Below are 22,099 nucleotides of genomic sequence, written 5' to 3'. Positions count from 1 at the left end.
GCGCAGGATTTTTATCCATGCAGCGTGTCCATGTAGCGCAGCGAGGAGATAAGTCCCACTACCAGCGCGATGACAATCACGAAAAGCGAATTGATGATCGCCGTGGTCGGATTACCCGTTTGCATGACGGCGGAAACTAGGGCCACGCCCACCACGGATCCCACCTGGCGGGAGGTGTTATACGCCCCCGATGCCGCGCCCATGTGGTGAGGTGAAATATCGCGCAGCGTCGTTGCCGCGTTGGAGCCCCAGATAAAGGACTGACCAATTCCTAGAACGGCGATGGGCAGGGCGAGCCACCACGGATTGGCATCGGCATGCATGACCCACCAGGCCAAACACAGCGAGGCGATCATGAGGCTAAATCCCACCAGCCCCATCAGGCGCGGATTCACCGCGTCCGCGAGGATGCCCGCAATGGGCGACATCAGCATCGAGACCAGCGCCATGGGAGCCACGATAATGCCGGCTTCCCCGGCGGATAGCCCCTTGACCGATTGCAGCCACAACATCACGGGCAACATGACCGAAGCTGCCATAAAGCCCATGGTCAAAATGCCCACGGAGCCCGCCGCATAATTGCGGTTGTGAAAGAGCTCCACCGGAAAGAGCGGCGTAGAGCCGCGATTCTGCGCGCTAGCCTGCAAGCGCACGAAGGCGATGCTTGCGACGATTCCGATGGCAAGCACCACCAGGACCCGCCAATCCCAATCCAGCTCTGGGCCTTGTTGGATGCCAAAGACGATGGAACCTAACGCAATGAGCGAGACTATGGCAGAGGGCTTATCGATGTCCTGGGCTGTGGTCGGCAGCTTCGGTATCCACAGCAGGGCCAGCACGATGGCGGCAATGACAAATGGTATGTGCACCCAAAAGGCCGCCTGCCAGCCAAAATAAGCCACGAGGAATCCGCCGAGGAGCGGCCCGGCCAAGGATGCCACCGAGCCGATAATCCCCCACACCCCCAGCGCGCGCCCACGGCGCTCACGGGCGAAGACCCGGTTAATAACGGACATCGTCTGTGGCATTTCCAGCGATGCCCCGAGGCCCTGCACGATGCGCGCGACGATAAGCACTTCCATCGACGGCGCCAGCGCGCACACTACTGCGCCGATCCCAAACAGCGCCACGCCGATGCAAAACAGGGCGCGCTGGCCGAGGACATCGCCAAGCCGCCCCGTAAAAAGCAGCGGCACCACCACGGCAAGCAAATAGGCGGCCGAGACCCACATGATTTCATTGACTGTAGCGCCCAAATCCGCCTGAATCTCCGGCAGGGCGATGGCCACCATCGACTGATCCAAGAGGGACACAAAGAAACCGAGGGATAGCGCGAACATGGCGCGCCATGCTTGGCGCTCAGGTGGCAGGTTAGTCTCCACAGTCATGGCAGGAATTCTAGCGGGGCACACAAATCAGGCCTAGACTGGCCACCATGTCCATGATTGATATCAAAAAACCACAAGACGTATCCACCGCCACCACCGTTACCCTCGGCCTCATCGGTGGTTGGGTCACCGCCCGCGAGACCGGCATTCGCCCGCTCGGCGGCGTCATCCTCGGCGCTGCGGGCCTGTGGGCCGGCCGTTCCTGGGCAAAGAAGACCAACCCAGCCACGACCGCTGGCCTGTCCGCCCTGTACGTCGGCGCGTTCGGCGCTTCCCACCCATTGGCAAAGAAGATTGGTTCCTGGCCAGCAGTCCTCGCCGTGACGGCCGCCTCTGCGGGCGCCGCCTACGCGCTTTCCGATGCCAAGTAGTCCACCCCACCACATACACAACAGCACCATGGTCCCCCGCCAAGGAGGATCATGGTGCTGAGTGATCTTGTGAGTATTTACTCAACAACGTTGAAGACAACGGCGTTGTCCTCAGTGCCCAGTGCGGCCTGGCCGTCAGGCAGGGCGTAGAAGGAAGGCTCGGACTCGAGGACGTCACGCAGCGAATCAGAAAGCTCCTGGGTGTGGTCATCGCATGCCGCCATGGTGGAGGCGAAGTCACCTACGTGGATGGTGCCGTCCTTATCCACATCGTAGGAGGTGGTGTAGGTATTGCAACCATCGTTGAGGACCAAGGACTGATCCTTGTCGAACTGCACGGTGAACTTGCCGTCTTCCTTGACGGAGTGCAGCTCACCGGTGATGGTCTGGCCCTCGATATTCGGCACCAGCTTGTCAGCGTCTGCCGACAGGGATTCCACCAAGTCGCTCTTGGCGGTGGAGTCTGCTACCTCGGTACCGGGCTCAACCGGTGCGGGGTTTTCTGCTGGTTTGGGAGTTGCTGCGGGCTGTTCAGCGTTTGCTACGCCCATGGCCATGAGCGCAGCTGCGGAGACGGACATCGTCGCGGTTGCAATCTTTTTCAAAGTCATACCCAGTAATTTACCCCTGCCGGATGGGCATCCGACAGGGGTGTAAACGAATCGTTATCTAATCCGCAGCTATTTCACAGTGACAACTATTTTAAATAGCGCGGCTAGTTTTGGCGCTTCGCTTCGTAGGCCGCACCCACCTTGTACAGGCGATCATCCTGGAAAGCCGGTGCCATGATCTGCAAACCGGTAGGCAGGTTGGTATCGGCTGCCATGCCGGAAGGCACGGACATGCCGCACAGGCCGGCGAGGTTGAGCGGCAAGGTGCACAGGTCGAAGTTGTACATCGCCATGGGGTCTTCGGCCTTCTCCCCCAGTTTGAACGCGGTGGTTGGGGTCGTCGGCGATACCAGCACGTCAACCTGCTCGAAGGCGCGGGCAAAGTCCTGGGCCACGAGGGTGCGCACGCGCTGCGCCTGCAGGTAGTAGGCATCGTAGTAGCCCACGGACAGCGCATACGTGCCCAGCATGATGCGGCGCTTGACCTCGGGTCCGAAGCCCTCTGCGCGCGACTGGGACATGACCTGCTCCGCGGAGTGGGATCCGTCATCGCCAGCACGCAGGCCATAGCGCATGCCATCGAAGCGGGCCAGGTTGGACGAGACCTCACACGGCATGATCAGGTAGTAGGCGGCCAATGCCTCATCGAAGTGCGGGCAGTCCACCTCGACGATTTCCGCGCCCTGCTCGCGCAGCTGTTCCACGGCGGCGTGGTAGTTTTCCATCACGCCGTCCTGCCAGCCATCGCGCTCGAATTGCTTGATAAGGCCTACCTTGACGCCGCTCAGGTCGCCATTCGCGCCTTCGCGAGCAGCCTCCACCACGGGGGCAGCCGGCTTGTCCACAGATGTGGCGTCGAAGGCATCGTGACCGGCAATAACCTCGTGCAAGAGCGCGGTATCCAGGACGGTACGGCCACAGGGACCCGCCTGGTCCAGCGAGGACGCGGCCGCGATCAGACCGTAGCGAGACACCGTGCCGTAGGTGGGTTTTACGCCCACGGTATTGGTCAGCGCCGCCGGCTGGCGGATGGAACCGCCGGTATCGGTACCAATGCCCAGTGGAGCCTGCCCCGAAGCCAGCGCCGCTGCGGTACCGCCGCCGGAACCGCCCGGGGTGCGCTCGGTGTCATACGGGTTGTGAACCGGGCCAAAGGCGGAGTTCTCATTTGAGGACCCCATCGCGAACTCGTCCAGGTTCGTCTTGCCAAGGATGGGGATGCCGGCCTCGCGCAGACGCTTGGTCACCGTCGCGTCATACGGAGACATGTAGCCTTCGAGCATCTTGGATGCGGCGGTGGTGGGGGCATCGGTAGTAACCAGCAGGTCTTTTAGGGCCAGCGGCACACCGGCCAATGCCGATGCGGGCTTTTCGCCGGCGTCGAGGGCCTTATCCACGGCATCGGCAGCCGCCAATGCTTCCTCCTGCCCCACGTGCAGGAAGGAGTTGAGTTCCGGGTTGGTTTCTGCGATGCGATCCAAAAAGGCCTGGGTAACCTCGCGGGAGGTCACCTCGCGCGCGTGAATCTTGTCCGCCAGCTCGGCGGCGGTCAAAGAGGTCAGTCCCTCCGCAGGTACAACAACGTTGGTCATTTACTCTCCTCCCAAAATCTGCGGCACGACGAATCGCTCATCTTCCACGGCCGGCGCTTGGTCCAAGGCCTGCTCGGCGGTAAGGGTGCGCACGATGACGTCTTCGCGCATCGGTGCATCCACGGAGTGCGGGTGGCTCATCGGTTCCACGCCTTCAGTGTCCACGTTCCTTACTGCGGAAACGGAATCAACAATTTCATCAATCTGGCTTGCGAATTGGGCTAGCTCTTCATCGCTTAATGCCAGGCGGGAAAGCTTGGCAAGGTGGGCTACCTCATCACGCGAAATCTCAGACACGCGAACTCCATCCTTTTTCCATAATCGGCGCGCAGGTGAAAATTATTTTCCCGCGCGTACTATGTAAATTGCTAAGGCTCCATGATACTGCACCAACCCGCGCGGTTGCCGAGTCACCCCGAATTATTGCCCCTTGAACGCCGCACTGTGACCCAGGTATCGTAAATGGGACTACAAGCTACTGAAAGCGTGCGACTTAATGTCTTACCTAATCCGTGTCCTGCTTCCCGATACCCCTGGTAGTTTGGGCCAGCTTTCGGAGGCCTTCGGGCTGGTTGAGGGCAATATCCAATCCGTTGATATCGTAGAATCCTTCCCGGATGGCACCGTCATGGATGACATTGTCATTGAGCTTCCCGCAGACGCTATGGCCGATGCCCTGATTACCGCCGCCGCCTCTGTTCATGGCGTGGAAGTAGATTCCATTCGGCCCTTCAGCGGCCGCGTGGACCGGCGCGGGCAGATCGAGTTATTAGCGCGCGTTGCCGCCAATGCCTCCAATGTCACGGCAGCGATGGAGGAAGTCGTCGCGGCCATCCCGAAGGCGGCGACCTCCACGTGGGCCATCGTCATTGACAATAATGAGCCCATTCACCGCGTGGCCTCCTCAAACGCGGCCCCTGCCGATGACGATACGATTCCGGTCGATCTCAACATCGACAGCGCGCGCACCTTGCACCCCGATAAGGACGAATGGGTGCCAGAAAGCTGGGCGTTGCTCGATTCCGCCCTGGCTGCCGCTCCCCTGGGAGATACCGGGATGGTCATCGCCATGGGCCGCACCGGCGGGCCTGAGTACCTGGCCTCCGAGGTCGAGCACCTCGGCCACATCGGCACGATTTTGGGCGCCTTCCTCAAATAAGCCCCGGCCCGGCGCGCCTATACCTCCCCGGTATCCAAGAGCGTGTGGAACTGCTCTTCGTTCAAGATAGGCACGCCAAGGTCGCGGGCCTTATCCTCCTTTGAGCCGGCATTCGCCCCGGCGACGAGGTAGGAGGTTTTCTTCGATACGGACCCGGTTGCCTTTCCGCCGCGGCTTATGATGGCTTCCTTGGCGGAATCGCGCGTGAAGTCTTCGAGGCTGCCGGTGACAACGATGGTCAGGCCCTCTAGGGTCTGTTCTTTCCTGTCCTCGGCGGCTACCTCCATGGCTAGGCCAGCCTCCGCCCATTTCTCAACGATGGTGCGGTGCCAGTCCACCTCGAACCAGGCGTGGAAGGATTCCGCGATGACCGCACCCACGCCGTCTACCTCTGCAAGATCCTCGGTCTTAGCGGCACGCAGCTTTTCCATGGAGCCGTAACGCGCTGCCAAGGCGCGGGCGGCAATGGGGCCGACGTGGCGAATGGATAGCGAGACCAGCACGCGCCAGAAGTCGCGGTCTTTGACCTCTTCTAAGTTCTGCAGCAGGTTCTTGCCCGCGGTATTGACCTTGACGTTGCCCTCTTTTTTGCTGCGCTTATCCTTCGTATCGCGCTTGGCCGTATAGACATCGGAAGCAAGCAGCTTTTCTTCCGTTAGCTCAAAGAGCTCGGATTCATCGGTGAGGATGCCGTTCTCAATGAGGTTCATGGCTCCCTTCTCCCCCAGTGCCTCGATATCGAGGCCCTTGCGGGAGGCGAGGTATTCCAGGCGTGCGGAAAGTTGGGCTGGGCAGGATTGGGTATTGGGGCATCGCCAGTCAGCATCGCCATCCTTTTGTGGGGCGAGCGTCGTGCCGCAGGCTGGGCATTGCGTGGGAAAGCTCCATTCGTATTCGCTGCCATCGCGCTGTTCGCGCACGGGGCCTAGTACCTCAGGAATGATTTCCCCGGCCTTGCGGATAATAATGGTATCCCCGATAAGCACGCCCTTGCGCTTGACCTCGGACTGGTTGTGCAGGGTGGCCATGGATACCGTGGAGCCGGAGACAAAGACCGGTTCCATGATGGCAAAGGGGGTAACGCGCCCCGTACGCCCCACGCCGACCTCGATGTTCTTCAGCTTTGTTGTTACCTCTTCCGGCGGGTACTTATAGGCAATGGCCCAGCGCGGTGCGCGGGAGGTCGCCCCGAGCTGGCGCTGTGAGCCCAAGTCGTCCACCTTGACCACGAGCCCATCCATTTCAAAAATCGCATCGTGGCGGTGTTTGGCCCAGTAAGATACTTCCTTTTGCACTTCCGCGGCGGAGTGAACCTGCGTGGTATAGGGCGAGACGGGCAAGCCCCATGCGGCGATGGCCTTATAGGCATCGTGCTGGGAGGAGGGGGAAAATCCCTCGCGCGCGCCTAGGCCGTGACACACCATACGCAGGCGGCGTTTTTTCACCTCGGCGGGATCCTTCATGCGCAGTCCGCCGGCCGCAGCGTTGCGGGGATTGGCAAACCGCGCCTTGCCGTCTGCCGCGCGCTCCTCATTGATTTCTTCGAAGTCCTCGGGGCGCATATAGACCTCGCCGCGGATTTCAATGAGTTCCGGGACTGGGTACTCATCGGTGCCTGTAAGTTCGTGCGGGATATCAGAAATAACCCGCGCATTGGCGGTAATTTCCTCGCCCACGGTGCCATCGCCACGGGTAGCAGCGGTATCTAAGCGCCCGTTGCGGTAGACCAAGTCGATGGAGAGGCCATCGATCTTCAGCTCCGTCAGGTAGGTTTTGGCGGGCGTCCTATCCAGCCAGTCCTGCATCTCACCGGCGCTAAAGACGTTATCGAGGCTCATCATGCGCTCGAGGTGCTCGATATCCTCGCCAGCGTTCGGCGTTGCACCTACCTGCTGGGTAGGCGAATCCGGAACCGCCAGCTCCGGGTGCTGCTTTTCTAAGTCCACCAGGCGCTGGAAAAGCGCATCAAAGTCGGCATCGGGAATTGCCGGTTCACCGTTGTAATACAGGTTGCGGTGGCGGCGTACTTCCTGTGCCAGGTCGTTCCATTCACGTTGCACATCAGCTGGATTAGTCACGGTATCCAAGTCTAGCGGTCCCCCATGTCCTGGCGAGCTACTAAGGTATGGACCATGAACTTCGACGCCTCCCGCATGCTCGCCTTCGACCTTGAAACCACCTCCGCTAATCCCAAAGACGCTCGCATCGTGACTTCGGCCCTCGTCCGCATCGACGGCCGCGATGTTCAGAAGGTAGAGCACCTTGCGGATCCTGGCATCGAGATCCCCCAAGCCGCCACCGACGTGCATGGGATTACAACGGAAAAGGCCCAGGCAGAAGGCCACCCGCACGAGGAGGTCCTCAAGAACACGGTTGATGCCATCAAGGAAGCGTGGGACGACGGCCTGACGCTCATCGTGTATAACGCGGCTTTTGATCTTACCGTCCTGCGCAGCCTCACCGGCGATTTCACGGTCACCGGCCCGGTCTTTGACCCGTATGTCATTGACCGCGTGAGCGATAAGTGGCGCAAGGGAAAACGCACCCTCGGCGCGGTGTGCGAGCACTACGGTGTGGAATTGGGCAATGCGCACGAGGCCACTGCCGATGCCCTCGCTGCCGCCCGCGTGGCCTGGAAGCAGGTGCGCCAGCACTACCCCAACCTCGCACAGATGGACGAAAACGAGCTCATGGAATTCCAAGCGGTCAAGTGGTACGAGGACCGCGTCGCCTTCAAGAAGTACCTAGAAGGCAAGGGCCGCGATGCCTCCGATGTCTCGACGGCGTGGCCGCTCATTTCCTAATCCCCTTGCCATATTTCTAGAGTTTTGGAATTCTAGAAATATGAATATCGTTGAATCTCGCCTTAGCGATCTCGAGGCACGCGTCGCCAAACTCGAAGGCCAATCGAGCGCCCCACCGCAGCCTCCCTCGGAGGAGTCGACCTACTGGCTTGTCGATGCCCTTGCTCCCTCCACTCAACTACCCGATGGATCGGTAATTTTCGGCGGCAACATTGCGCTCGGCAAGCGTACCTACGCCTATCAGTGGCAGCGTCCCACTACTGCAATAACTGACGAGGAGTGGTCAGAAAATCTCGAACGCCTCGCCGCACTTGCCCATCCCGTACGTGGCGAGATTCTTCGACGCCTTCTCGCGGCACCTGCTACCGCCGCGGAGCTCGTGGACGAGGATATTATCTCTTCCACCGGCACGGCCTATCACCACCTCAGCGCTCTAACTAGTGCAGGTTGGACTACAAAGACAAGTGGCGAGTACTCAATTCGTCCCGCCCGCGTTATTCCTTTGCTCGCCATTATTACCGCTAGCGAGGACCACTAATGCGCAGACTCGCCCTCAGCATCGGCACCGCCATTTCTATCGCTTCCGTCCTCCTACTGGCTGGCCCTCGGCACCTCACACTCGCCCTAACAGATACAGGAGATGCAGCCCTTGCCTCCACACTGCGAGAACACGCGGAGCCGGGGTTTCATCACCTCACGGCTTTCACACTCCGCGACGGTAACGCCACCTTTGCGGGTATAGGCAGCAACGAGCACACAGAAGTAGAAATTGGTTCTGTCACCAAAATGTTCACCGGCGAACTCACCCACCAGCTTGTAGAAGAAGGCACACTGCGACTCGATAGCACCGTGGGCGAGTTTCTAGACGTAGACAACGCGCCCATAGCGGATGTAACGATTAAAGAACTACTTGATCACACCTCTGGCCTACCTCGCTCAGCAGACGGGGATTTCTTCGCTTCCCTATGGTCCGCAGTGGCCGGTACGAACCCATATGCAGGCGAAAGCACTCAAGATATCGTCGATGCTGCCGCCGCAGCAGAGCTCAGCAACCGCGGGGAGGAATCCTATTCCAACCTCGGATACGCCCTGCTCGGGCACGTAATAGAAACAGCGGCAGACACGCCTTATGAGGGGTTACTAAAACACCGAATATTCGAGCCAGCCGGATTAACGGAGACCTACCTTATGACCCCCGGTGCCGTGCCTGCCGATGCCCCGCGCGGCCGCACCGCCACTGGGCGGCGGGCCCAGCCTTGGGAGATGGACGGTTCTGCGCCTGCAGGGGCGATCCGCTCGACCGCGAGCGATATGGCTAAGTTCGCGGAGTGGTTTATGGCCCACGGCGATCCCGCATACGGATGGCAGAAGAACGATGACGGCACCGGCTTCTGGCATAACGGCGGAACCTACGGCTATTCCACCATGCTCATCATCGACCCAAAGACAAAGCGAGCCGCATTTGCAAACAACGATTCGCTCGCCGGTACCGAAGAACTTGGCCACACACTCTTCGCTGAGCTTTAAGGAAACACTATGCCTACGTCCATTATCCTCGCCGTTTTCATCGCCTCCGAGCTCTGGGCCGCATGGAAGGCTTTAAAGAAACCCGGCTCGACGGCATTTCGCGTCTTTTCGGCGGTACTGACCGCCGTCGTCATTATCTTCTTAGGCCACGCCTTGCCCTGGTACACCTCCGTGCATTTTTACTGGTGGTATACACTGGTTGGCTCCTTCGCCCTCCATGTGGGAGCCATGACGTGGGGTGCCACCAGCCCTGCTGCGGGACGCACCTAACCTTGCAGGCAACAAACGAGGCGCCCACACAAGAGTGAAAAGTCTCCCAAATCTCCGGTTGTTAAAAAGTCTCCCAAATCTCCGGATGGACTACGATGGAGACCATGTCCTTTCACGAGAACCCCTTCCGCCCCACATTTGGCGTCCCACCGCTGTTTTGGGTCGGCCGCACCGCGGTCCTCGATACGTTTCGCGCAGCGCTCGATGCCCAACCTGGACACCCCGGTCGCTCACTCGTCATTAGCGGCGCCCGTGGTATTGGCAAGACGGTCCTCCTCAACGAGTTGGAGGACATCGCCGCCGCCCGCGGATGGATTACGCTGCGCGCCTCCGGCCGCAGCGCCATGGTGGAAGAACTCGTCGAGACCACCATCCCCCGCATCATGGACACGCTTGCGCCGGCAGATAAGCACAAAGTCAACCGCATCGGAATCGGCGGCCTTGGTTCCATAGGAATCGAACACAACACGGATGAAGCCTATAAGCCCACCTTAAATACCCGGCTACGCGAATTACTAGCCCAGCTCAAGGGTGCAGGTGTGCTCCTTACCATCGATGAAGTCCAAGATGCCGATGCCCAAGAATTGGCCTCCTTGGCCGTTACTTACCAAGACTTAGTGCGCGATGAACTCGATGTTGCCATCGTCGTAGCCGGCCTGCCACAGGGCATTAACCGGCTGCTGGAGCTGCCCGGAGTAACCTTTCTGCGCCGCGCGCAAAAGTTTGTGCTGGGCCCGCTGTCACCCGCCAACGCTACCGTTGCATTTAAGGAAACCGCCGCACACTCGGGCCTCGACTTCAGTGCAGATGCAGTCTCCGCCGCCGTGGAGCTATCTCGAGGCTATCCCTACCTGGTTCAGCTCGTCGGATCACTAGCGTGGGCCCACGCACAGCGCTCTGGCGCCACCCGCATAGAAGAAAACACTGTCCTAGCCATCTCGGCCGAGGCGATATCCGTCCTAGGCACACAAGTGCACCAGCCCGCAACCCTCACGCTCCCACCCGCACAGCGCCGCTTCCTTGAAGCCATGAGTGCTGTCATGGACAGCGACACTGCAGAAATTCAAGCTATCGCCGCACACCACGACCGCACGGTGCGGTCCCTATCGGCCACGCGCCAGCGGCTTATCGATGCCGATCTCATCGAACCCACCGGCCACGGCCAGCTTAGATTCGTCATTCCCTATATGGAGGCCTATTTCACAGCCACCGACAGCTTGGGTCGAGTGGATTAAAGGTCACCGGCGTCCCGGACAAGGATGGACGAGGTCTCCGTCACCGAACGCAGGGTTCGGGCAGAGGCCTGCACGGGATACACATCAAAGCGATCAACCAAAAGTTCGCGTGGCATGCCGATGCGGTCGAGGTGCCTAGCCAGCGCGATGGCCTCGGCACGGGCATCCGATCCGGAAATCCCCACACCAATGCGATGGCCTTCGCTCAAGTGCTCTCCCAAGCCATCGAAATGCTCAGGGGTATCGAGGCGATAACGAGGGCTATGGAAATCGACGAGGAAGGTCGTTGCGGCAACAGCAATGGACCACAGCGGCGGGGCATGCAGGTAGTCCGCGTCAAAGCCGAGCAGAGTTTCTAGCGCTACCTCATCAGCCACGGCGGGGATAGAATCAAAGTCGGTGGTTCCTGGAATGCGGCCAGCCACGATATCCACAAGCAAAGGTTCATCAAGCTGCACCACAACCTCGCCGTGGAAGCGGCGTGCCACATCGTCTGCATGCGCGCGCAGCCCATGAAGAAGGGCTTCAGAAAGCTCGGCGAAGGCACCGCGGTCACTAAGAACACGGTGGCCATCGGCAAGCTCAATGCTGGCTGCCAGCGACCACGGCCCTAGCGCCTGGACTTTAACGCGGGGCACGCTTTCTCCCCATACCTGCTGCACCTCGTCAAGATCGCGCTCGAGGCGATCCCACGCGCGGCGGGTAAGCAGCTGGGGGCGAGCCGTCATGCGCCACGAACGAGGGCCGCGGTCGATGGTGATGGCCTCGAGCATGCTGGCGGTGCGCCCCACCGAATCTGAGCCCAGCCCGCGTTCCGGCAGCTGCGGGATGGCGGGAAGCTCGGTCTCGCCCATGATGATGTCCGCTGCCTCCGCCATGGACGTGCCGGGCATGGGCCCGAGTGCGAATCCGGTCATTTACACGGTCTCGCAAATGGTGCCGGAACCAATGACGATATCGCCGAGGTCATCTGGGGACGGCAGGTACAGCACCGCCGCCTGTCCACGGGCAACGCCAGACAGTGGCTCCTTGAGCTCTAGGCGCATCGAATCCGCGGCGCGGTCCACGTGGGCGATGCACGGCACGACGGAACCGTGCGCGCGGACCTGCACCTCGCACTCGAAGTCGCCATCCATGCCAGGGTGCAGGTACTTCAGGCGATCGGCGCGAATGGCGGTGACCGCCAGGTCCTCGCGCGCGCCGACGGTCACCGTGCCCGTTGCAGCGTCAATATCGGTGACGTAGCGCGGGCGGCCATCAGCGGCCGGGGCCTTGATGTCCAAGCCCTTGCGCTGGCCGATGGTGTAGTTCCACGCGCCATCATGTTCCTTAAGCTCCGTGCCCTCTTGATCCACGATCATGCCGGGGCGAAGCCCGATGCGCGCTCCAAGGAACTGCTGGGTATTGCCGTCTGGAATGAAGCAGATGTCATAGGAATCCGGCTTCTTCGCTGTGGAAAAACCGTACGCCGCAGCCTCTTCGCGGATCTGCGGCTTAGGGGTATCACCGATGGGGAAAAAGCAGTGGTCCAGCTCCTCAGCAGAAATGACGCCGAGCACATAAGACTGGTCCTTATTCTCATCCTTGGAGCGGCGCATATAACCGTCATCATCAAGCGTGGCGTAGTGGCCGGTCGCAACGGCATCAAAGCCCAGGGCCATACCCTTTTGCAGCAATGCGCGGAATTTAATCTTCTCATTGCAGCGCAGGCAAGGATTCGGGGTTTCACCGCGGGCATAGGAATCCACGAAGTCCGTGATGACCTCTTCCTTGAATTCCTCCGAAAAGTCCCAGACGTAAAACGGAATGCCCAACTTATCGCAAATGCGGCGGGCATCGGCGGAGTCCTCCAGCGAACAGCAGCCGCGGGCTTTTTCGCGCGTTTGCTGCGCGTCCTTATGCAGCGCCAGGTGCACGCCGACGACATCGTGGCCAGCCTCCACCGCACGGGCGGCGGCGACAGATGAGTCCACGCCGCCAGACATTGCTACCAATACTCGCATTGCATTCCCCTTTAAATACCTCGACTACAGGCCCGAAAGTGTACTCCCTTGCCCCAACGCAGCTTAAATCGATTCCATTCCCTAAGCTTGAACCCCATGGGTAGAAAGCGAGCCGCGAACAGGTCAGGCATCACCGGCACCTACGAGATCTCCACCGGCACCGCCGAGGTTGTGCCGGATGAATTCCGCGACGGGGCCTATATCCTTAACGTCAATGGCGTTCCTAGCAGCCATATCGTGCTGGGCGAGCCGCAGGAACTCGACTTTGAGTACATGCGCTGGATCGCAGCGGCGGTAGAACAGCTAAATACGGTCTCGCCCAATAAACTGCGCGTTACCCACCTCGGCGGGGCAGGTTGCTCACTCCCGCGCTATTTTGCCGACCTGTGGCCGGACAGCCGCCATACGGTAGTCGAGCTCGATGCCAAACTGGGCGAATTAGTCCGCGATCTTTTCGATGTCCCCCGCTCCCCCACCGTCAAGATCCGCCCCGGCGATGCCCGAAAGGAAACCGAAAGTTTTCTACCCGCCAGCCGCGATATCATTATCCGCGATGTCTTCGCTGGGGATAAAACCCCGAAAGACCTAACCACTGTGGAGTTTTTCCACGCGACTAAGTCATCCCTGTCTGCCGGCGGCCTCTACGTGGCGAACTGCGGCGATCACTCGGATCTCCACTTGGCTAAGGAAGAGCTGGCCGGGCTTTCTGGGGTCTTCGATCACCTCGCCGTAATCGCTGACCCGCCCATGCTCAAAGGGCGCCGGTATGGAAACATCATCTTGCTGGCCTCAGACACGAAACTGCCAGCTGAGGGCTCGGTACAAGCCGCTCAACTGGCAAAGGCACTCTTAGGTGGGGCCGTCCCAGCTCACTTTAAGGATGAAAGCTGGACCCGAAAATTCTTTGCGGGAGCTACTTCAGCACACGATTGAGCAGCTCGGCCACCTGATTAGCGTCGAAGTCGGGGACATCGGCACCGGCCTTCTTCGCCGCATCCTTGGCTTCTTCTACCTGAGCTCCAGAGACTTCGCCCTTGTCGACGCCATTGACATGGCCAGCGTTTTCTAGCAACATCGCCAAGTCACCGACGGTGAAGTCACCGACTGCCATCTTGCCAAGCTGCTTGAGAGGCAGAGCGTCCTCGTCTTCCAAGGTCTTCACAAAAGCTGCCAAGCCCTCAGCAGCTTGGGCATCGAGGCCGGCGTCCTTGGCGGCATCGGCAAGCTGGGGCATTGCAATAAGGCCAGCCGCAAGGGCAAAGATTGCACCAATCAGCGGAGTGCTATCGGCGCTCAGATCGACGCCATCATCAAGCACGAGACTATCGAGCGCGCCGCCGATATCGACGTAATTGCCGCCGCTAAAGGAATCAAGCTGCTGCTTCGTGCCATTGAAGAGGTTCAAATCCACATCGGTTGGAATACCGGCAACCTTGCCCGATCCGGAGCGCTGCCAGAAGGACAGGTTCTTCCACCCACCCACTGGATCCGGCGCTTCATCCTGGTATGCCGCCAACCACAGTGGCATATTGGAGAACTTCTGGGAGTTATTCATCTCACCGATCCAGAAGTACTTATAGGTATAAATCATTGGCGTGCGGTTGGTCAGGCGCTTGAGCTCTCTGGTAAATTCCTCGATCCAGCTCTCCAACTGGGAGGCGGACTTGCCCTCGGAAACCTCGATATCGAGCACCGGCGGCAACGTCTGATTCGGCGCCAATGCAATCTGCGTGGCAAAGTTTGCGGCCTGCGTCTTCGCATCGCCAGCTGGACGCGCATAGTGGTATGCGCCGGTCTTCAGGCCATGCAGATTGGCGGCTTGAATATCTTTGACGTAGTGCGGGTTAATCCAGTCCCCACCCTCAGTTGCCTTCACAAAGGCAAAGGACTGGCCATCAGACTTCACCTTATTCCAGTCAATAGGCATGCCACCTGGGTGCTGGTGGGCAGCAATATCAATACCTTTTGGTGCGCTGGTTCCCAATGCTGCCTGTGCGGCAGCGGTCCCGCTTACCGTGACTGCAACTGCAGCGATAACCGCGATGATGCTCTTGCGGAGTGCCCTCATAGTTGTCATGCGCGAGAGTTTAACAACCATTCACACAAACCACATTTGCAACACACATCACGGAGACAAATTTTTCACTCGCGTAGACAATTTCGTTGGAAATGTACCATCTAGAACATATATTCGCTTTTCGGCTTGCGGCAGTCAAACGGATGACTTATGGTAAACCTATGAACATTAGAAACTTAGTGCGAAATTCGGGGGATAATCGCCGTGGAACCCTACTACCTCATCACTGACCCACACGATGACATCGCGGTTAGTGCCACCTGCAATAGAAAGTCCGACTACCTGCTCTGGAAGGAAATTAAACCTAGCCTAGAAGACGATTTCAATATCTCGTGCCATACCTTGGCGGGGCGCACCGGCTTGAGCGAGCGACGTACGAGGGATATCACCATGGCCCTGTACCGCTTAGAAGAGTTGCCGCGCACCCAACTCCTGCAGGAGACCTACTACTTCCTCGATTTCTCTCGGCTTATCACCATCGACGCCGTCTTAAGTAAGCTTGGCGAAGTAGACAGCGGCATCCTTCAGCGCATAGACGCAGAATTAGAAAAGTACCTCACTCCCACAAAGCCGGGCCAAAGTTTTCCATCGAACGCTGCCCTGCGTCGAAAGCTCAATGGGCTCATCACGATGGAATCCCCGGACACTACGGGAGACAAGGACGCCGAGGAAGAGGAATCTCAAAATGAATCCTATTTCATCTACCCGACCGCGGGTGGACGAGCAGGGTTAAACGTAGAATTCGACGAAGACGCGCTCATCCTCATTGACGAGGTTGTTCAGCGCACGGCGGAAGAGCACGGAATTAGCAAGGCCGATGCCCTGGCCCAGCTGATCCTCGGAACCGTCGAAGATAAATCTCAGGTGCACCTTTATATGTATCGCGCCAGCGATATAAAAGCGGCGCCCGGTTTCATCCAGGGCTATGGATGGGTTCACCCAGATACCGCAGACCGGCTAGCCCCGACTACGACACGGGATATGGACCAAGCGGCAACAAGGGTAAGTCCGGCCTACTCCACGCCGCCGCTCATCGGTGCCTATGTGGAGGGTCGCGATGGTGTGTGCCGCTGGCCAGGGTGTAACCGCCCGGCCTACAGGTGCCAGAAGGACCACCGGATCGATTTCTCAGAGGGAGGAAAGACGACGGCTGGAAATTTAGCCTCGCTGTGCCAGCACCACCACAACGTAAAGACGGATAAAAGCGCCTTTTACATCATGGATCCGCACAGCGGGGATATCATCTGGCTCTTCCAAGACGGACGGTGGGAATACGATGAACCGCAGGGTCCGCTAGCGACGAAGAATAGGAACTGGGCACTGACCGTTGCCCAGGCAATCGCCGCCCGGCGGAATGCTGCCAAAGAAAGGGCTGATACTTAAACCGTGCGGGCTCGGGCGACGACCTCTGGTAAATGCGCGAGCACGTAATCCACATCGTCTTCGGAAGTAAGGCGTCCCAGAGTGAACCGGAGGGACCCAATTCCTTCTTCCTCGCTGACACCCATTGCAGAAAGCACATGGGACATGCGGTTGACGCCTGCGCTGCAGGCACTGCCAGTCGATGCCTCAATCTGCAGCGAGTCCAGCAACATGATGAGGCTATCGCCATCGGTGCCGGGGAAAGAAACGTGTAGGTGCGACGGCAAGCATGGCTCGGTGGAATTCACTACAACGTTGTCGATGGATGAGAGGATCCCATCCCGCAGCTTATTCCGAAGTGCAGCGATGCGCTCGCCCTCGGCAGCGCTTTCTGCGATCGACTCCTCCAACGCAGCGGCGAGCGCGGAGGCGCTAGCTACGTCTACCGTGCCAGGGCGAAGTCCGCGTTCTTGCCCGCCTCCGTAGGAAATCGGCTGCGGCGCAGGGGTGCGCTTGGCCAAAAGCACGCCAATACCGCGCGGGCCACCAAATTTGTGGGCGCTGGCGGCAAGCGTTGTGATGCCCAATTCCGCAAAATTGATGGGCAGCTTGCCCGCTACCTGCACCGCATCCACGTGCATGGGAATACCGGATTGTTGCGCGAGGGAGGCAAGATCCTCGATGGGCTGAATCGCACCGGTTTCGTTATTGGCCCACATGCAGGTGGCAAGGTCGGCAGGTTCCGCGAAGGCGCCCCCATCGCTGATATGCCCGTTGCGGTCCACAGGGAGCAGATCCACGGTGGCGCCACCCTGGGCAAGCTTGCTCACGGTATCGCGCACCGCTGGGTGCTCAATATCCGTCGAGATGATGCGGTTGGTATTTCCCGCCGCAAAAAGCCCCTGGATAGCGATATTATCCGCCTCGGTCCCAGAAGAGGTAAAAATGACCTCGATGGGTTCGCACCCAAGGAGGGAGGCGACTTTCTCGCGGGCATCGTCAAGCACGGAGCGGGCCCTACGGCCAGAGGCGTACTGCGCGCTGGAGTTGAGCGATCCGGAGGCGGCAACCCATGCGTCGATGGCGGATTGGCGCATCGGCTGGGTTGCTGCGTAGTCGAAATAGTGCGGCATTACTGGCGCGCCTTCAATTCCTCGGTCAAAGCTGGGGCGATTTCGTGCAGGTCTCCGACGACGCCGAGATCGGCGATTTGGAAGAACGGTTCATCTTGGTCCTGGTTAATCACCACGATGGTGCCGGAGGTCTGCATGCCCGAGGTGTGCTGAATGGCACCGGAAATGCCCAAACCAATGTAGAGATCTGGCGACACGGTCACGCCTGTCTGGCCCACCTGGTGGGTAGCGTCGTAGAAGCCTTCATCGACGGCGTCGCGGGTGGCACCGACGGCGCCACCGAGGGCATCGGCAAGCGGCTCTACGATCTCGCCGAACTTATCGCCGACGCCGCGGCCGCCAGAAACCACAACCTTGGCTGCGGTGAGCTCGGGACGGGCGGACTTCTCGGCCGGAGTAAAGGAATTAACCTTGACATCCTTCTCGGTTGCCGCAGGCAGTGGCATTGGGGCCGCCTGAGTTTCCACCTGCTGGGGCTCCGCCGCAACGGAACCCGGCTGCAGGGTATAAATCGGGCAGCTGCCAGTGGCCTGCGAAGTGGTCTCGTAGGTGCCGCCGAAAATGGTCATCGTTGCAGACCCATCCGCCTCAATGGAATCCACATTGACGAGCGCACCGGAAGCAAGGCGGGCGGACAAGCGGCCCGCAATCTCGTTATTCGTCGGGCTGGCGGCCAGAACGATGGGCGCCGGATTGGCTGCGCCCAGGGCGTGCAAAGCATCAACCTCGGGGGTCACCAGGCGCTGGTCATAATCCTCCGCCGTTGCCTGCACCACCTGGGCGGCGCCGAGGGCGGCTAGCTCGGCATCGAAGGAATCTGCCTGCTTTCCGACGACCACCGCAGACACCGTCCCCAATTCGCGTGCGGCGGTAATGAGCTCACCGGTAACGGGGAGAATGCTGTCTGCATCGTGTTCAACAAGTACGTAAACGTGAGACATTTCTACTCCTAAATCAAGTTCTTTGCGGCAAGGAAGTCAGCAATCTTCTTCGCAGCATCCTGCGGCTGCGGCTCAGAGATAACCTCGCCGGCCGTGCGCGGCGGGCGCTTGGAAGATTCGGTAACGGTCGTGGTGGGCGCAATGGCTTCGATGCCTAGGTCCGCCACGTTCAAAGTGGTGATCTCTGCCTTCTTTGCAGCCATAAGTCCCTTGAAGTTGGGGAAACGCGGCTTATTCGCCTTATCGGTGACGGACACAATCGCAGGAAGGGCGGCCTCGAGCTCCCAGGTTCCGCGGGCGTCTTCGCGGCTGCCTTTTACCGCGCTGCCCGAAAGTTCTACCTGGTGCAGCTCGGTCAAGGCGGGCAGTTGGCGGTATTCAGCGAGCAATCCAGCCAGCGTTCCGGTCGAGGCATCGGAAGCCTCATTGCCCAAGGTGATCAGTTGGACATCCTCTAGCGTGTTAATCGCTGCGTTCAGGGTCCACGCGGTAGACAGTGCATCGGCGCCGGCCAGTGCGTCGTCAGATACGAGGACCGCGTCATCTGCACCCATCGCAAGCGCCTTGCGGAGGGCCTCATCTGCTTGTGCGGGGCCCATCGTTACAGCGACAACACGGTAGTTTTCATCCGGATTTTCATCGCGCAGGCGCAGCGCCTGTTCCACGGAGTATTCATTAATCTCATCAATGATGTTGTCCACGGAGGTGCGATCCAGGGTGTGGTCATCCTCCAGAGATTTGGTGGACCACGTATCCGGTACATGCTTGACCAGAGCCACAATCGTTGGCATTGAGGGCACTCACCTTTCCGATAGATTTATATTGCGTAATTCTCTTCGGACGATAATACTCGGGGTTGGCAGAGCAACGCGATACCCTGTGAGCCAATTCGCGTAATGATAACCGCGAAAGGCCGCGTTCCCTTCAACTTCATCTGTTTCCTTAGCTGGTCAGGGTCAACATCGACGCCGCGCACAAGGATTTCTAGGCTGCCTGCATCATAGGCCTTTAGTACAGATTTTAGGCGCTTTAGGGGGACCTTTTCTATGAATGGAAATCCCGACGTTCCCTGTGGAATGCGCTCGCCCGTCAGGTACGCAATTCGCGGATCAATCTGCCACAAGCCCTCGCGCGCCGCGTAGTGCTGCACGAGTCCAGCGCGCACCACTGCCCCATCTGGATCAATGAGGAAGGTGCCGATGTCGCCAGCCTCAGGCAGGTTCTGCTCTTCATCCGTGAGGACGTCAACTGTCTCGCCCTGAATCATCACCGCGTGCCTGCCCGTTCCGAGGCCTGGTGTGTAGAGGCACGATTCCTTAACTGCCCCATTGACGCTGCTGACGGTGACCAATCCGTCCCAGTCACTAAAATCAAGGCCGGGTGCGCACTTAATGGCCAGGTGTGCGTCCCGGTGCGCGGCGATCAGGTCCGGTAGCGGTGGCAGCAAATCCTCCGGACGGGAGATGCGACGCCCCGCCTTTCTGCGGGCGGGATCGGCGATAATGACGTCCGCTGTGGTGGTTGTGGTGAGTGCATCTGCTTGAAACAAGGCGTTAGAAGCCAAATTATGCCGGGCCATGGCAAGGCGCGAAGCATCGATATCGGAGCCGAAGTAGTCAAGGCTCGTTCCATAGCCTTCGGTACCGATGGAGCACGTGACATCGTGCACGGTGCGCATTCCCCGCTGCCGCAGGAACTCGGACCGATAGCACGCAACCGACAGCGGGGTGGCTTGCTGGGCGGAATCGGCATCCATAAGCCAGGTCTCGGGCAGTTTTCCGCCCCGCCGGGCAGTAAGTAGCTCCATGGCGCAGCGCGCATAGTCGCCGTAGGCTGCTTTCAGCTTTTCCAAATCCTTCAACTGCGAAGCCTTGCTCAGATCCAAGTCCAAGCTAGCCAGTTCGGCGTTATGTTCACTTAAGAAACGGACTTCATCGAGGTTAAAACTCATATGCGCTCTGTAGGGGTGGTGGCGAAATATTCCGCGTACTGCGGGTCATCGCGGGGATCGCCGATGACGGGGCGAAGGTCGGACGAGGAGGCATCATCAAGCACCTCCTGGACGGTGGAGTACTTGCATAACCGTTGCATTTGCGCCCATGTAGGAACTACGAGGCGGACGAGGCCTGCCCGCCAGCCCTCTAGGATGAGCTGCGGCGAAAACCACCCGGCATCATCTGCTTCGTGAGTGTCCCCGTCCGGCTCCTGCCCGCTCGGAAGCAGGCCAACGAAGAAAAAAGTATCAAACCAATGGTTTTTGCTTTGCCCCACCCACCGAGCCCAGGGAAGGAGCATATCGGCATCGACGCGCATCCCGTTATTGCTAAGGAACTCGGTGAAGGAGATGGTGTGGCTTTCTAGGAGCCTGCGCTCGCGGTGATACCGGCGCGCATTAGAAATCGTGCCGTCATCCCGGATCGCAAACAAGGTACCGGATTCCTCGAAGAGCTCGCGGGCCGCGGCGAAGACGAGGGCGTGGGCCTTGTACTTGGTGACTCCCATCCGCCGAGCCATAGCCACAACGGACTTTCCGGCCCACAAATCACCGGAATCCCACGAACGCGGTGGGAAATCGCGCGGGTCTACCCCACCGCCGGGGAATACGGCATGGCCCGGGTAGTTACGCATGGTGCTCACGCGTTCTTGGACCCAGACCTCGAGCCCGTCGGGGCCATCGCGAAGCAAGAGCACGGTCGCCGCCATGCGCCCACCATTGAACCCGGTGGTATCGCTGGCGTCGATCGCATCGAGCCGGTCATGAATCTGGTTGTTCATTAAGATATCCGGCGGGCAAAGTACCGCTGCCCAATGCGATCTACTTGGATGGGCTGGTGGAAGGCCTGAGACAAGTTCTCCGAGGTCAGCACGGAGTTAATGAGCCCCTTCGCTACTACTTCTCCGTCATCCAGAAGCATCGCGTGGGTAAAGCCGTACGGGATTTCTTCCACGTGGTGGGTAATCATGACGATGGCCGGGGCATCCGGATCCATCGCGAGATCGCCCAAGTATCCCACGAGGTCTTCGCGCCCGCCGAGGTCCATGCCAGCAGAAGGCTCATCCAGGATGAGCAACTCCGGATTGGACATCAAAGCGCGGGCGAGGATGACGCGCTTCTTCTCGCCTTCCGAAAGCGTCGTCCACGTACGGTCCTTTAAGTGGCTAGCGCCAACCTGGGCCAAGATGTCATCGGCGCGGGAAAAGTCCATGTCTTGGTATTCTTCGCGCCACCGGCCCAAGACCGCGTAACCGGCAGAAATGACGAGGTCATAGACCCGCTCATCCGCGGGAATGCGCGATTGCACGGCGGCGGAGGAAAGACCAATCAGCGCGCGCAGATCACGCATATCGGTCTTGCCAATTTGCTCGCCCATCAAAAAGGCCGTGCCCTTGGAAGGAAATTCCTCCGCGGCCGCCATGCGCACCAGGGAGGTCTTTCCGGCACCGTTCGGCCCGATGATGACCCAGCGTTCATCGAGCTCGACCTGCCAGTCCACGGGCCCTACCAAGTTCTTGCCACCGCGGCGAAGCTCCACGCCACGGAAGTCGATGAGCCAGTCTTGATCAGTTGGGGTTACGTCGTTCACGCCTTCCATTGTGACTGATCTATTCACCGCCCGCAGTAATTG

The 22,099-nt window shown here is 59.5% G+C and carries 23 protein-coding genes; 9 read left to right on the top strand and 14 right to left on the bottom strand.

Translation table 11 applies throughout. The annotated features are described in order from the left end of the window. Positions 1-11: 11 nt before the first annotated feature. On the bottom strand, positions 12-1,388 hold the full coding sequence (locus EL217_RS05050) for a DHA2 family efflux MFS transporter permease subunit (RefSeq protein WP_126318855.1): 1,377 nt from the start codon (positions 1,386-1,388) through the stop codon (positions 12-14). Between the two features lie 47 nt (positions 1,389-1,435). On the opposite strand from EL217_RS05050, the gene EL217_RS05045 reads away from it, so the two are divergent. Then, positions 1,436-1,759, top strand: a complete 324-nt coding sequence (locus EL217_RS05045; RefSeq protein WP_005282483.1) for a membrane protein — start codon at positions 1,436-1,438, stop codon at positions 1,757-1,759. 77 nt (positions 1,760-1,836) lie between these two features. Here the strand turns inward: EL217_RS05045 and EL217_RS05040 are convergent, their stop codons facing one another. From EL217_RS05040 to gatC, 3 genes are all read right to left on the bottom strand, one after another. Next, positions 1,837-2,370: an META domain-containing protein gene (locus EL217_RS05040; RefSeq protein WP_126318853.1), complete on the bottom strand. Its 534-nt coding sequence runs from the start codon at positions 2,368-2,370 to the stop codon at positions 1,837-1,839. A gap of 104 nt (positions 2,371-2,474) precedes the next feature. Further along, positions 2,475-3,962 carry an Asp-tRNA(Asn)/Glu-tRNA(Gln) amidotransferase subunit GatA gene (gatA, locus tag EL217_RS05035; protein ID WP_005282476.1) on the bottom strand — a complete coding sequence of 496 codons (1,488 nt, stop codon included), beginning with the start codon at positions 3,960-3,962 and terminating at the stop codon, positions 2,475-2,477. Next, positions 3,963-4,259: an Asp-tRNA(Asn)/Glu-tRNA(Gln) amidotransferase subunit GatC gene (gene gatC, locus EL217_RS05030; protein ID WP_005280231.1), complete on the bottom strand. Its 297-nt coding sequence runs from the start codon at positions 4,257-4,259 to the stop codon at positions 3,963-3,965. Between the two features lie 199 nt (positions 4,260-4,458). Between gatC and EL217_RS05025 the strand changes: the two genes are divergently transcribed. Further along, positions 4,459-5,121 carry a hypothetical protein gene (locus EL217_RS05025; protein WP_005282473.1) on the top strand — a complete coding sequence of 221 codons (663 nt, stop codon included), beginning with the start codon at positions 4,459-4,461 and terminating at the stop codon, positions 5,119-5,121. Positions 5,122-5,138: 17 nt separating this feature from the next. Here the strand turns inward: EL217_RS05025 and ligA are convergent, their stop codons facing one another. Then, positions 5,139-7,208, bottom strand: coding sequence for an NAD-dependent DNA ligase LigA (gene ligA / locus EL217_RS05020; protein ID WP_126318850.1), 2,070 nt, complete (start codon positions 7,206-7,208; stop codon positions 5,139-5,141). A gap of 45 nt (positions 7,209-7,253) precedes the next feature. Between ligA and EL217_RS05015 the strand changes: the two genes are divergently transcribed. The 5 genes from EL217_RS05015 (at position 7,254) to EL217_RS04995 (ending at position 10,957) form a co-directional block, all read left to right on the top strand. Next, positions 7,254-7,925, top strand: coding sequence for a 3'-5' exonuclease (locus EL217_RS05015; RefSeq protein ID WP_005280227.1), 672 nt, complete (start codon positions 7,254-7,256; stop codon positions 7,923-7,925). Between the two features lie 40 nt (positions 7,926-7,965). Further along, the gene (locus EL217_RS05010) at positions 7,966-8,463 is read left to right on the top strand and encodes an ArsR/SmtB family transcription factor (RefSeq protein WP_005280226.1); all 498 of its coding nucleotides are present in this window, start codon (positions 7,966-7,968) and stop codon (positions 8,461-8,463) included. Continuing rightward, positions 8,463-9,452, top strand: coding sequence for a serine hydrolase domain-containing protein (locus EL217_RS05005; RefSeq protein ID WP_126318848.1), 990 nt, complete (start codon positions 8,463-8,465; stop codon positions 9,450-9,452). Before EL217_RS05010 ends, EL217_RS05005 begins: the two co-directional genes overlap by 1 nt. Before the next feature lie 9 nt (positions 9,453-9,461). After that, the gene (locus EL217_RS05000) at positions 9,462-9,722 is read left to right on the top strand and encodes a hypothetical protein (protein WP_126318846.1); all 261 of its coding nucleotides are present in this window, start codon (positions 9,462-9,464) and stop codon (positions 9,720-9,722) included. Between the two features lie 104 nt (positions 9,723-9,826). Beyond that, positions 9,827-10,957: an ATP-binding protein gene (locus EL217_RS04995; RefSeq protein WP_331855697.1), complete on the top strand. Its 1,131-nt coding sequence runs from the start codon at positions 9,827-9,829 to the stop codon at positions 10,955-10,957. Here EL217_RS04995 and EL217_RS04990 read toward each other — a convergent pair. After that, the gene (locus tag EL217_RS04990; protein WP_126318842.1) at positions 10,954-11,874 is read right to left on the bottom strand and encodes a methionine synthase; all 921 of its coding nucleotides are present in this window, start codon (positions 11,872-11,874) and stop codon (positions 10,954-10,956) included. The genes EL217_RS04995 and EL217_RS04990 overlap by 4 nt on opposite strands. Then, complete coding sequence (gene mnmA, locus EL217_RS04985; protein ID WP_023031058.1) at positions 11,875-12,960, bottom strand: tRNA 2-thiouridine(34) synthase MnmA; 1,086 nt, start codon at positions 12,958-12,960, stop codon at positions 11,875-11,877. A gap of 96 nt (positions 12,961-13,056) precedes the next feature. Here mnmA and EL217_RS04980 point away from each other — a divergent pair, with 96 nt between their 5' ends. Continuing rightward, positions 13,057-13,893, top strand: coding sequence for a spermidine synthase (locus EL217_RS04980; RefSeq protein WP_126318840.1), 837 nt, complete (start codon positions 13,057-13,059; stop codon positions 13,891-13,893). On the opposite strand, the gene EL217_RS04975 is transcribed toward EL217_RS04980, so the two are convergent. Continuing rightward, the gene (locus EL217_RS04975; protein ID WP_034653894.1) at positions 13,874-15,037 is read right to left on the bottom strand and encodes a glycoside hydrolase family 25 protein; all 1,164 of its coding nucleotides are present in this window, start codon (positions 15,035-15,037) and stop codon (positions 13,874-13,876) included. The two genes, EL217_RS04980 and EL217_RS04975, sit on opposite strands and share 20 nt — an antisense overlap. 204 nt (positions 15,038-15,241) lie before the next feature. On the opposite strand from EL217_RS04975, the gene EL217_RS04970 reads away from it, so the two are divergent. Then, positions 15,242-16,420, top strand: coding sequence for an HNH endonuclease signature motif containing protein (locus tag EL217_RS04970; RefSeq protein ID WP_126318836.1), 1,179 nt, complete (start codon positions 15,242-15,244; stop codon positions 16,418-16,420). Here the strand turns inward: EL217_RS04970 and EL217_RS04965 are convergent. From EL217_RS04965 to EL217_RS04940, 6 genes are read right to left on the bottom strand one after another with little or no spacing between them, the layout of a single operon-like run. Continuing rightward, complete coding sequence (locus tag EL217_RS04965) at positions 16,417-17,532, bottom strand: cysteine desulfurase family protein (RefSeq protein ID WP_126318834.1); 1,116 nt, start codon at positions 17,530-17,532, stop codon at positions 16,417-16,419. The genes EL217_RS04970 and EL217_RS04965 overlap by 4 nt on opposite strands. Then, complete coding sequence (locus EL217_RS04960; RefSeq protein WP_126318832.1) at positions 17,532-18,473, bottom strand: electron transfer flavoprotein subunit alpha/FixB family protein; 942 nt, start codon at positions 18,471-18,473, stop codon at positions 17,532-17,534. The genes EL217_RS04965 and EL217_RS04960 overlap by 1 nt, the downstream gene beginning before the upstream one ends. Before the next feature lie 8 nt (positions 18,474-18,481). Further along, a complete protein-coding gene (locus tag EL217_RS04955) occupies positions 18,482-19,264 on the bottom strand; it encodes an electron transfer flavoprotein subunit beta/FixA family protein (RefSeq protein WP_126318830.1) in 783 nt (260 codons plus the stop codon). A gap of 26 nt (positions 19,265-19,290) precedes the next feature. Next, positions 19,291-20,424, bottom strand: a complete 1,134-nt coding sequence (locus EL217_RS04950; protein ID WP_126318828.1) for a THUMP-like domain-containing protein — start codon at positions 20,422-20,424, stop codon at positions 19,291-19,293. Further along, a complete protein-coding gene (locus EL217_RS04945; RefSeq protein ID WP_005280210.1) occupies positions 20,421-21,248 on the bottom strand; it encodes an NUDIX hydrolase in 828 nt (275 codons plus the stop codon). The genes EL217_RS04950 and EL217_RS04945 overlap by 4 nt, the downstream gene beginning before the upstream one ends. Beyond that, positions 21,248-22,066, bottom strand: a complete 819-nt coding sequence (locus tag EL217_RS04940; RefSeq protein WP_005282434.1) for an ABC transporter ATP-binding protein — start codon at positions 22,064-22,066, stop codon at positions 21,248-21,250. Before EL217_RS04940 ends, EL217_RS04945 begins: the two co-directional genes overlap by 1 nt. Between the last annotated feature and the right edge of the window lie 33 nt (positions 22,067-22,099).

Origin of the sequence: Corynebacterium segmentosum (assembly GCF_900637825.1) — a bacterium.
In the GTDB taxonomy this organism is placed as follows: domain Bacteria; phylum Actinomycetota; class Actinomycetes; order Mycobacteriales; family Mycobacteriaceae; genus Corynebacterium; species Corynebacterium accolens.
The sequence above is the reverse complement of the archived record's forward strand: the minus strand, read 5'-3'. Positions and strand labels throughout refer to the sequence as shown.

What these genes read in the sequence shown, in the direction of transcription:
- EL217_RS04975 (WP_034653894.1), bottom strand. Translation starts at nt 15,037, where the DNA reads ATGACAACTATGAGGGCACTCCGCAAGAGCATCATCGCGGTTATCGCT.
- gatA (WP_005282476.1), bottom strand. Translation starts at nt 3,962, where the DNA reads ATGACCAACGTTGTTGTACCTGCGGAGGGACTGACCTCTTTGACCGCC.
- EL217_RS04990 (WP_126318842.1), bottom strand. Translation starts at nt 11,874, where the DNA reads ATGACCGGATTCGCACTCGGGCCCATGCCCGGCACGTCCATGGCGGAG.
- EL217_RS04965 (WP_126318834.1), bottom strand. Translation starts at nt 17,532, where the DNA reads ATGCCGCACTATTTCGACTACGCAGCAACCCAGCCGATGCGCCAATCC.
- EL217_RS05050 (WP_126318855.1), bottom strand. Translation starts at nt 1,388, where the DNA reads ATGACTGTGGAGACTAACCTGCCACCTGAGCGCCAAGCATGGCGCGCC.
- EL217_RS05040 (WP_126318853.1), bottom strand. Translation starts at nt 2,370, where the DNA reads ATGACTTTGAAAAAGATTGCAACCGCGACGATGTCCGTCTCCGCAGCT.
- EL217_RS04980 (WP_126318840.1), top strand. Translation starts at nt 13,057, where the DNA reads ATGGGTAGAAAGCGAGCCGCGAACAGGTCAGGCATCACCGGCACCTAC.
- EL217_RS05000 (WP_126318846.1), top strand. Translation starts at nt 9,462, where the DNA reads ATGCCTACGTCCATTATCCTCGCCGTTTTCATCGCCTCCGAGCTCTGG.
- EL217_RS05015 (WP_005280227.1), top strand. Translation starts at nt 7,254, where the DNA reads ATGAACTTCGACGCCTCCCGCATGCTCGCCTTCGACCTTGAAACCACC.
- EL217_RS05045 (WP_005282483.1), top strand. Translation starts at nt 1,436, where the DNA reads ATGTCCATGATTGATATCAAAAAACCACAAGACGTATCCACCGCCACC.
- EL217_RS04945 (WP_005280210.1), bottom strand. Translation starts at nt 21,248, where the DNA reads ATGAACAACCAGATTCATGACCGGCTCGATGCGATCGACGCCAGCGAT.
- EL217_RS04950 (WP_126318828.1), bottom strand. Translation starts at nt 20,424, where the DNA reads ATGAGTTTTAACCTCGATGAAGTCCGTTTCTTAAGTGAACATAACGCC.
- EL217_RS05025 (WP_005282473.1), top strand. Translation starts at nt 4,459, where the DNA reads ATGTCTTACCTAATCCGTGTCCTGCTTCCCGATACCCCTGGTAGTTTG.
- EL217_RS05010 (WP_005280226.1), top strand. Translation starts at nt 7,966, where the DNA reads ATGAATATCGTTGAATCTCGCCTTAGCGATCTCGAGGCACGCGTCGCC.
- EL217_RS04955 (WP_126318830.1), bottom strand. Translation starts at nt 19,264, where the DNA reads ATGCCAACGATTGTGGCTCTGGTCAAGCATGTACCGGATACGTGGTCC.
- EL217_RS04995 (WP_331855697.1), top strand. Translation starts at nt 9,827, where the DNA reads ATGTCCTTTCACGAGAACCCCTTCCGCCCCACATTTGGCGTCCCACCG.
- mnmA (WP_023031058.1), bottom strand. Translation starts at nt 12,960, where the DNA reads ATGCGAGTATTGGTAGCAATGTCTGGCGGCGTGGACTCATCTGTCGCC.
- EL217_RS04960 (WP_126318832.1), bottom strand. Translation starts at nt 18,473, where the DNA reads ATGTCTCACGTTTACGTACTTGTTGAACACGATGCAGACAGCATTCTC.
- EL217_RS04940 (WP_005282434.1), bottom strand. Translation starts at nt 22,066, where the DNA reads ATGGAAGGCGTGAACGACGTAACCCCAACTGATCAAGACTGGCTCATC.
- EL217_RS05005 (WP_126318848.1), top strand. Translation starts at nt 8,463, where the DNA reads ATGCGCAGACTCGCCCTCAGCATCGGCACCGCCATTTCTATCGCTTCC.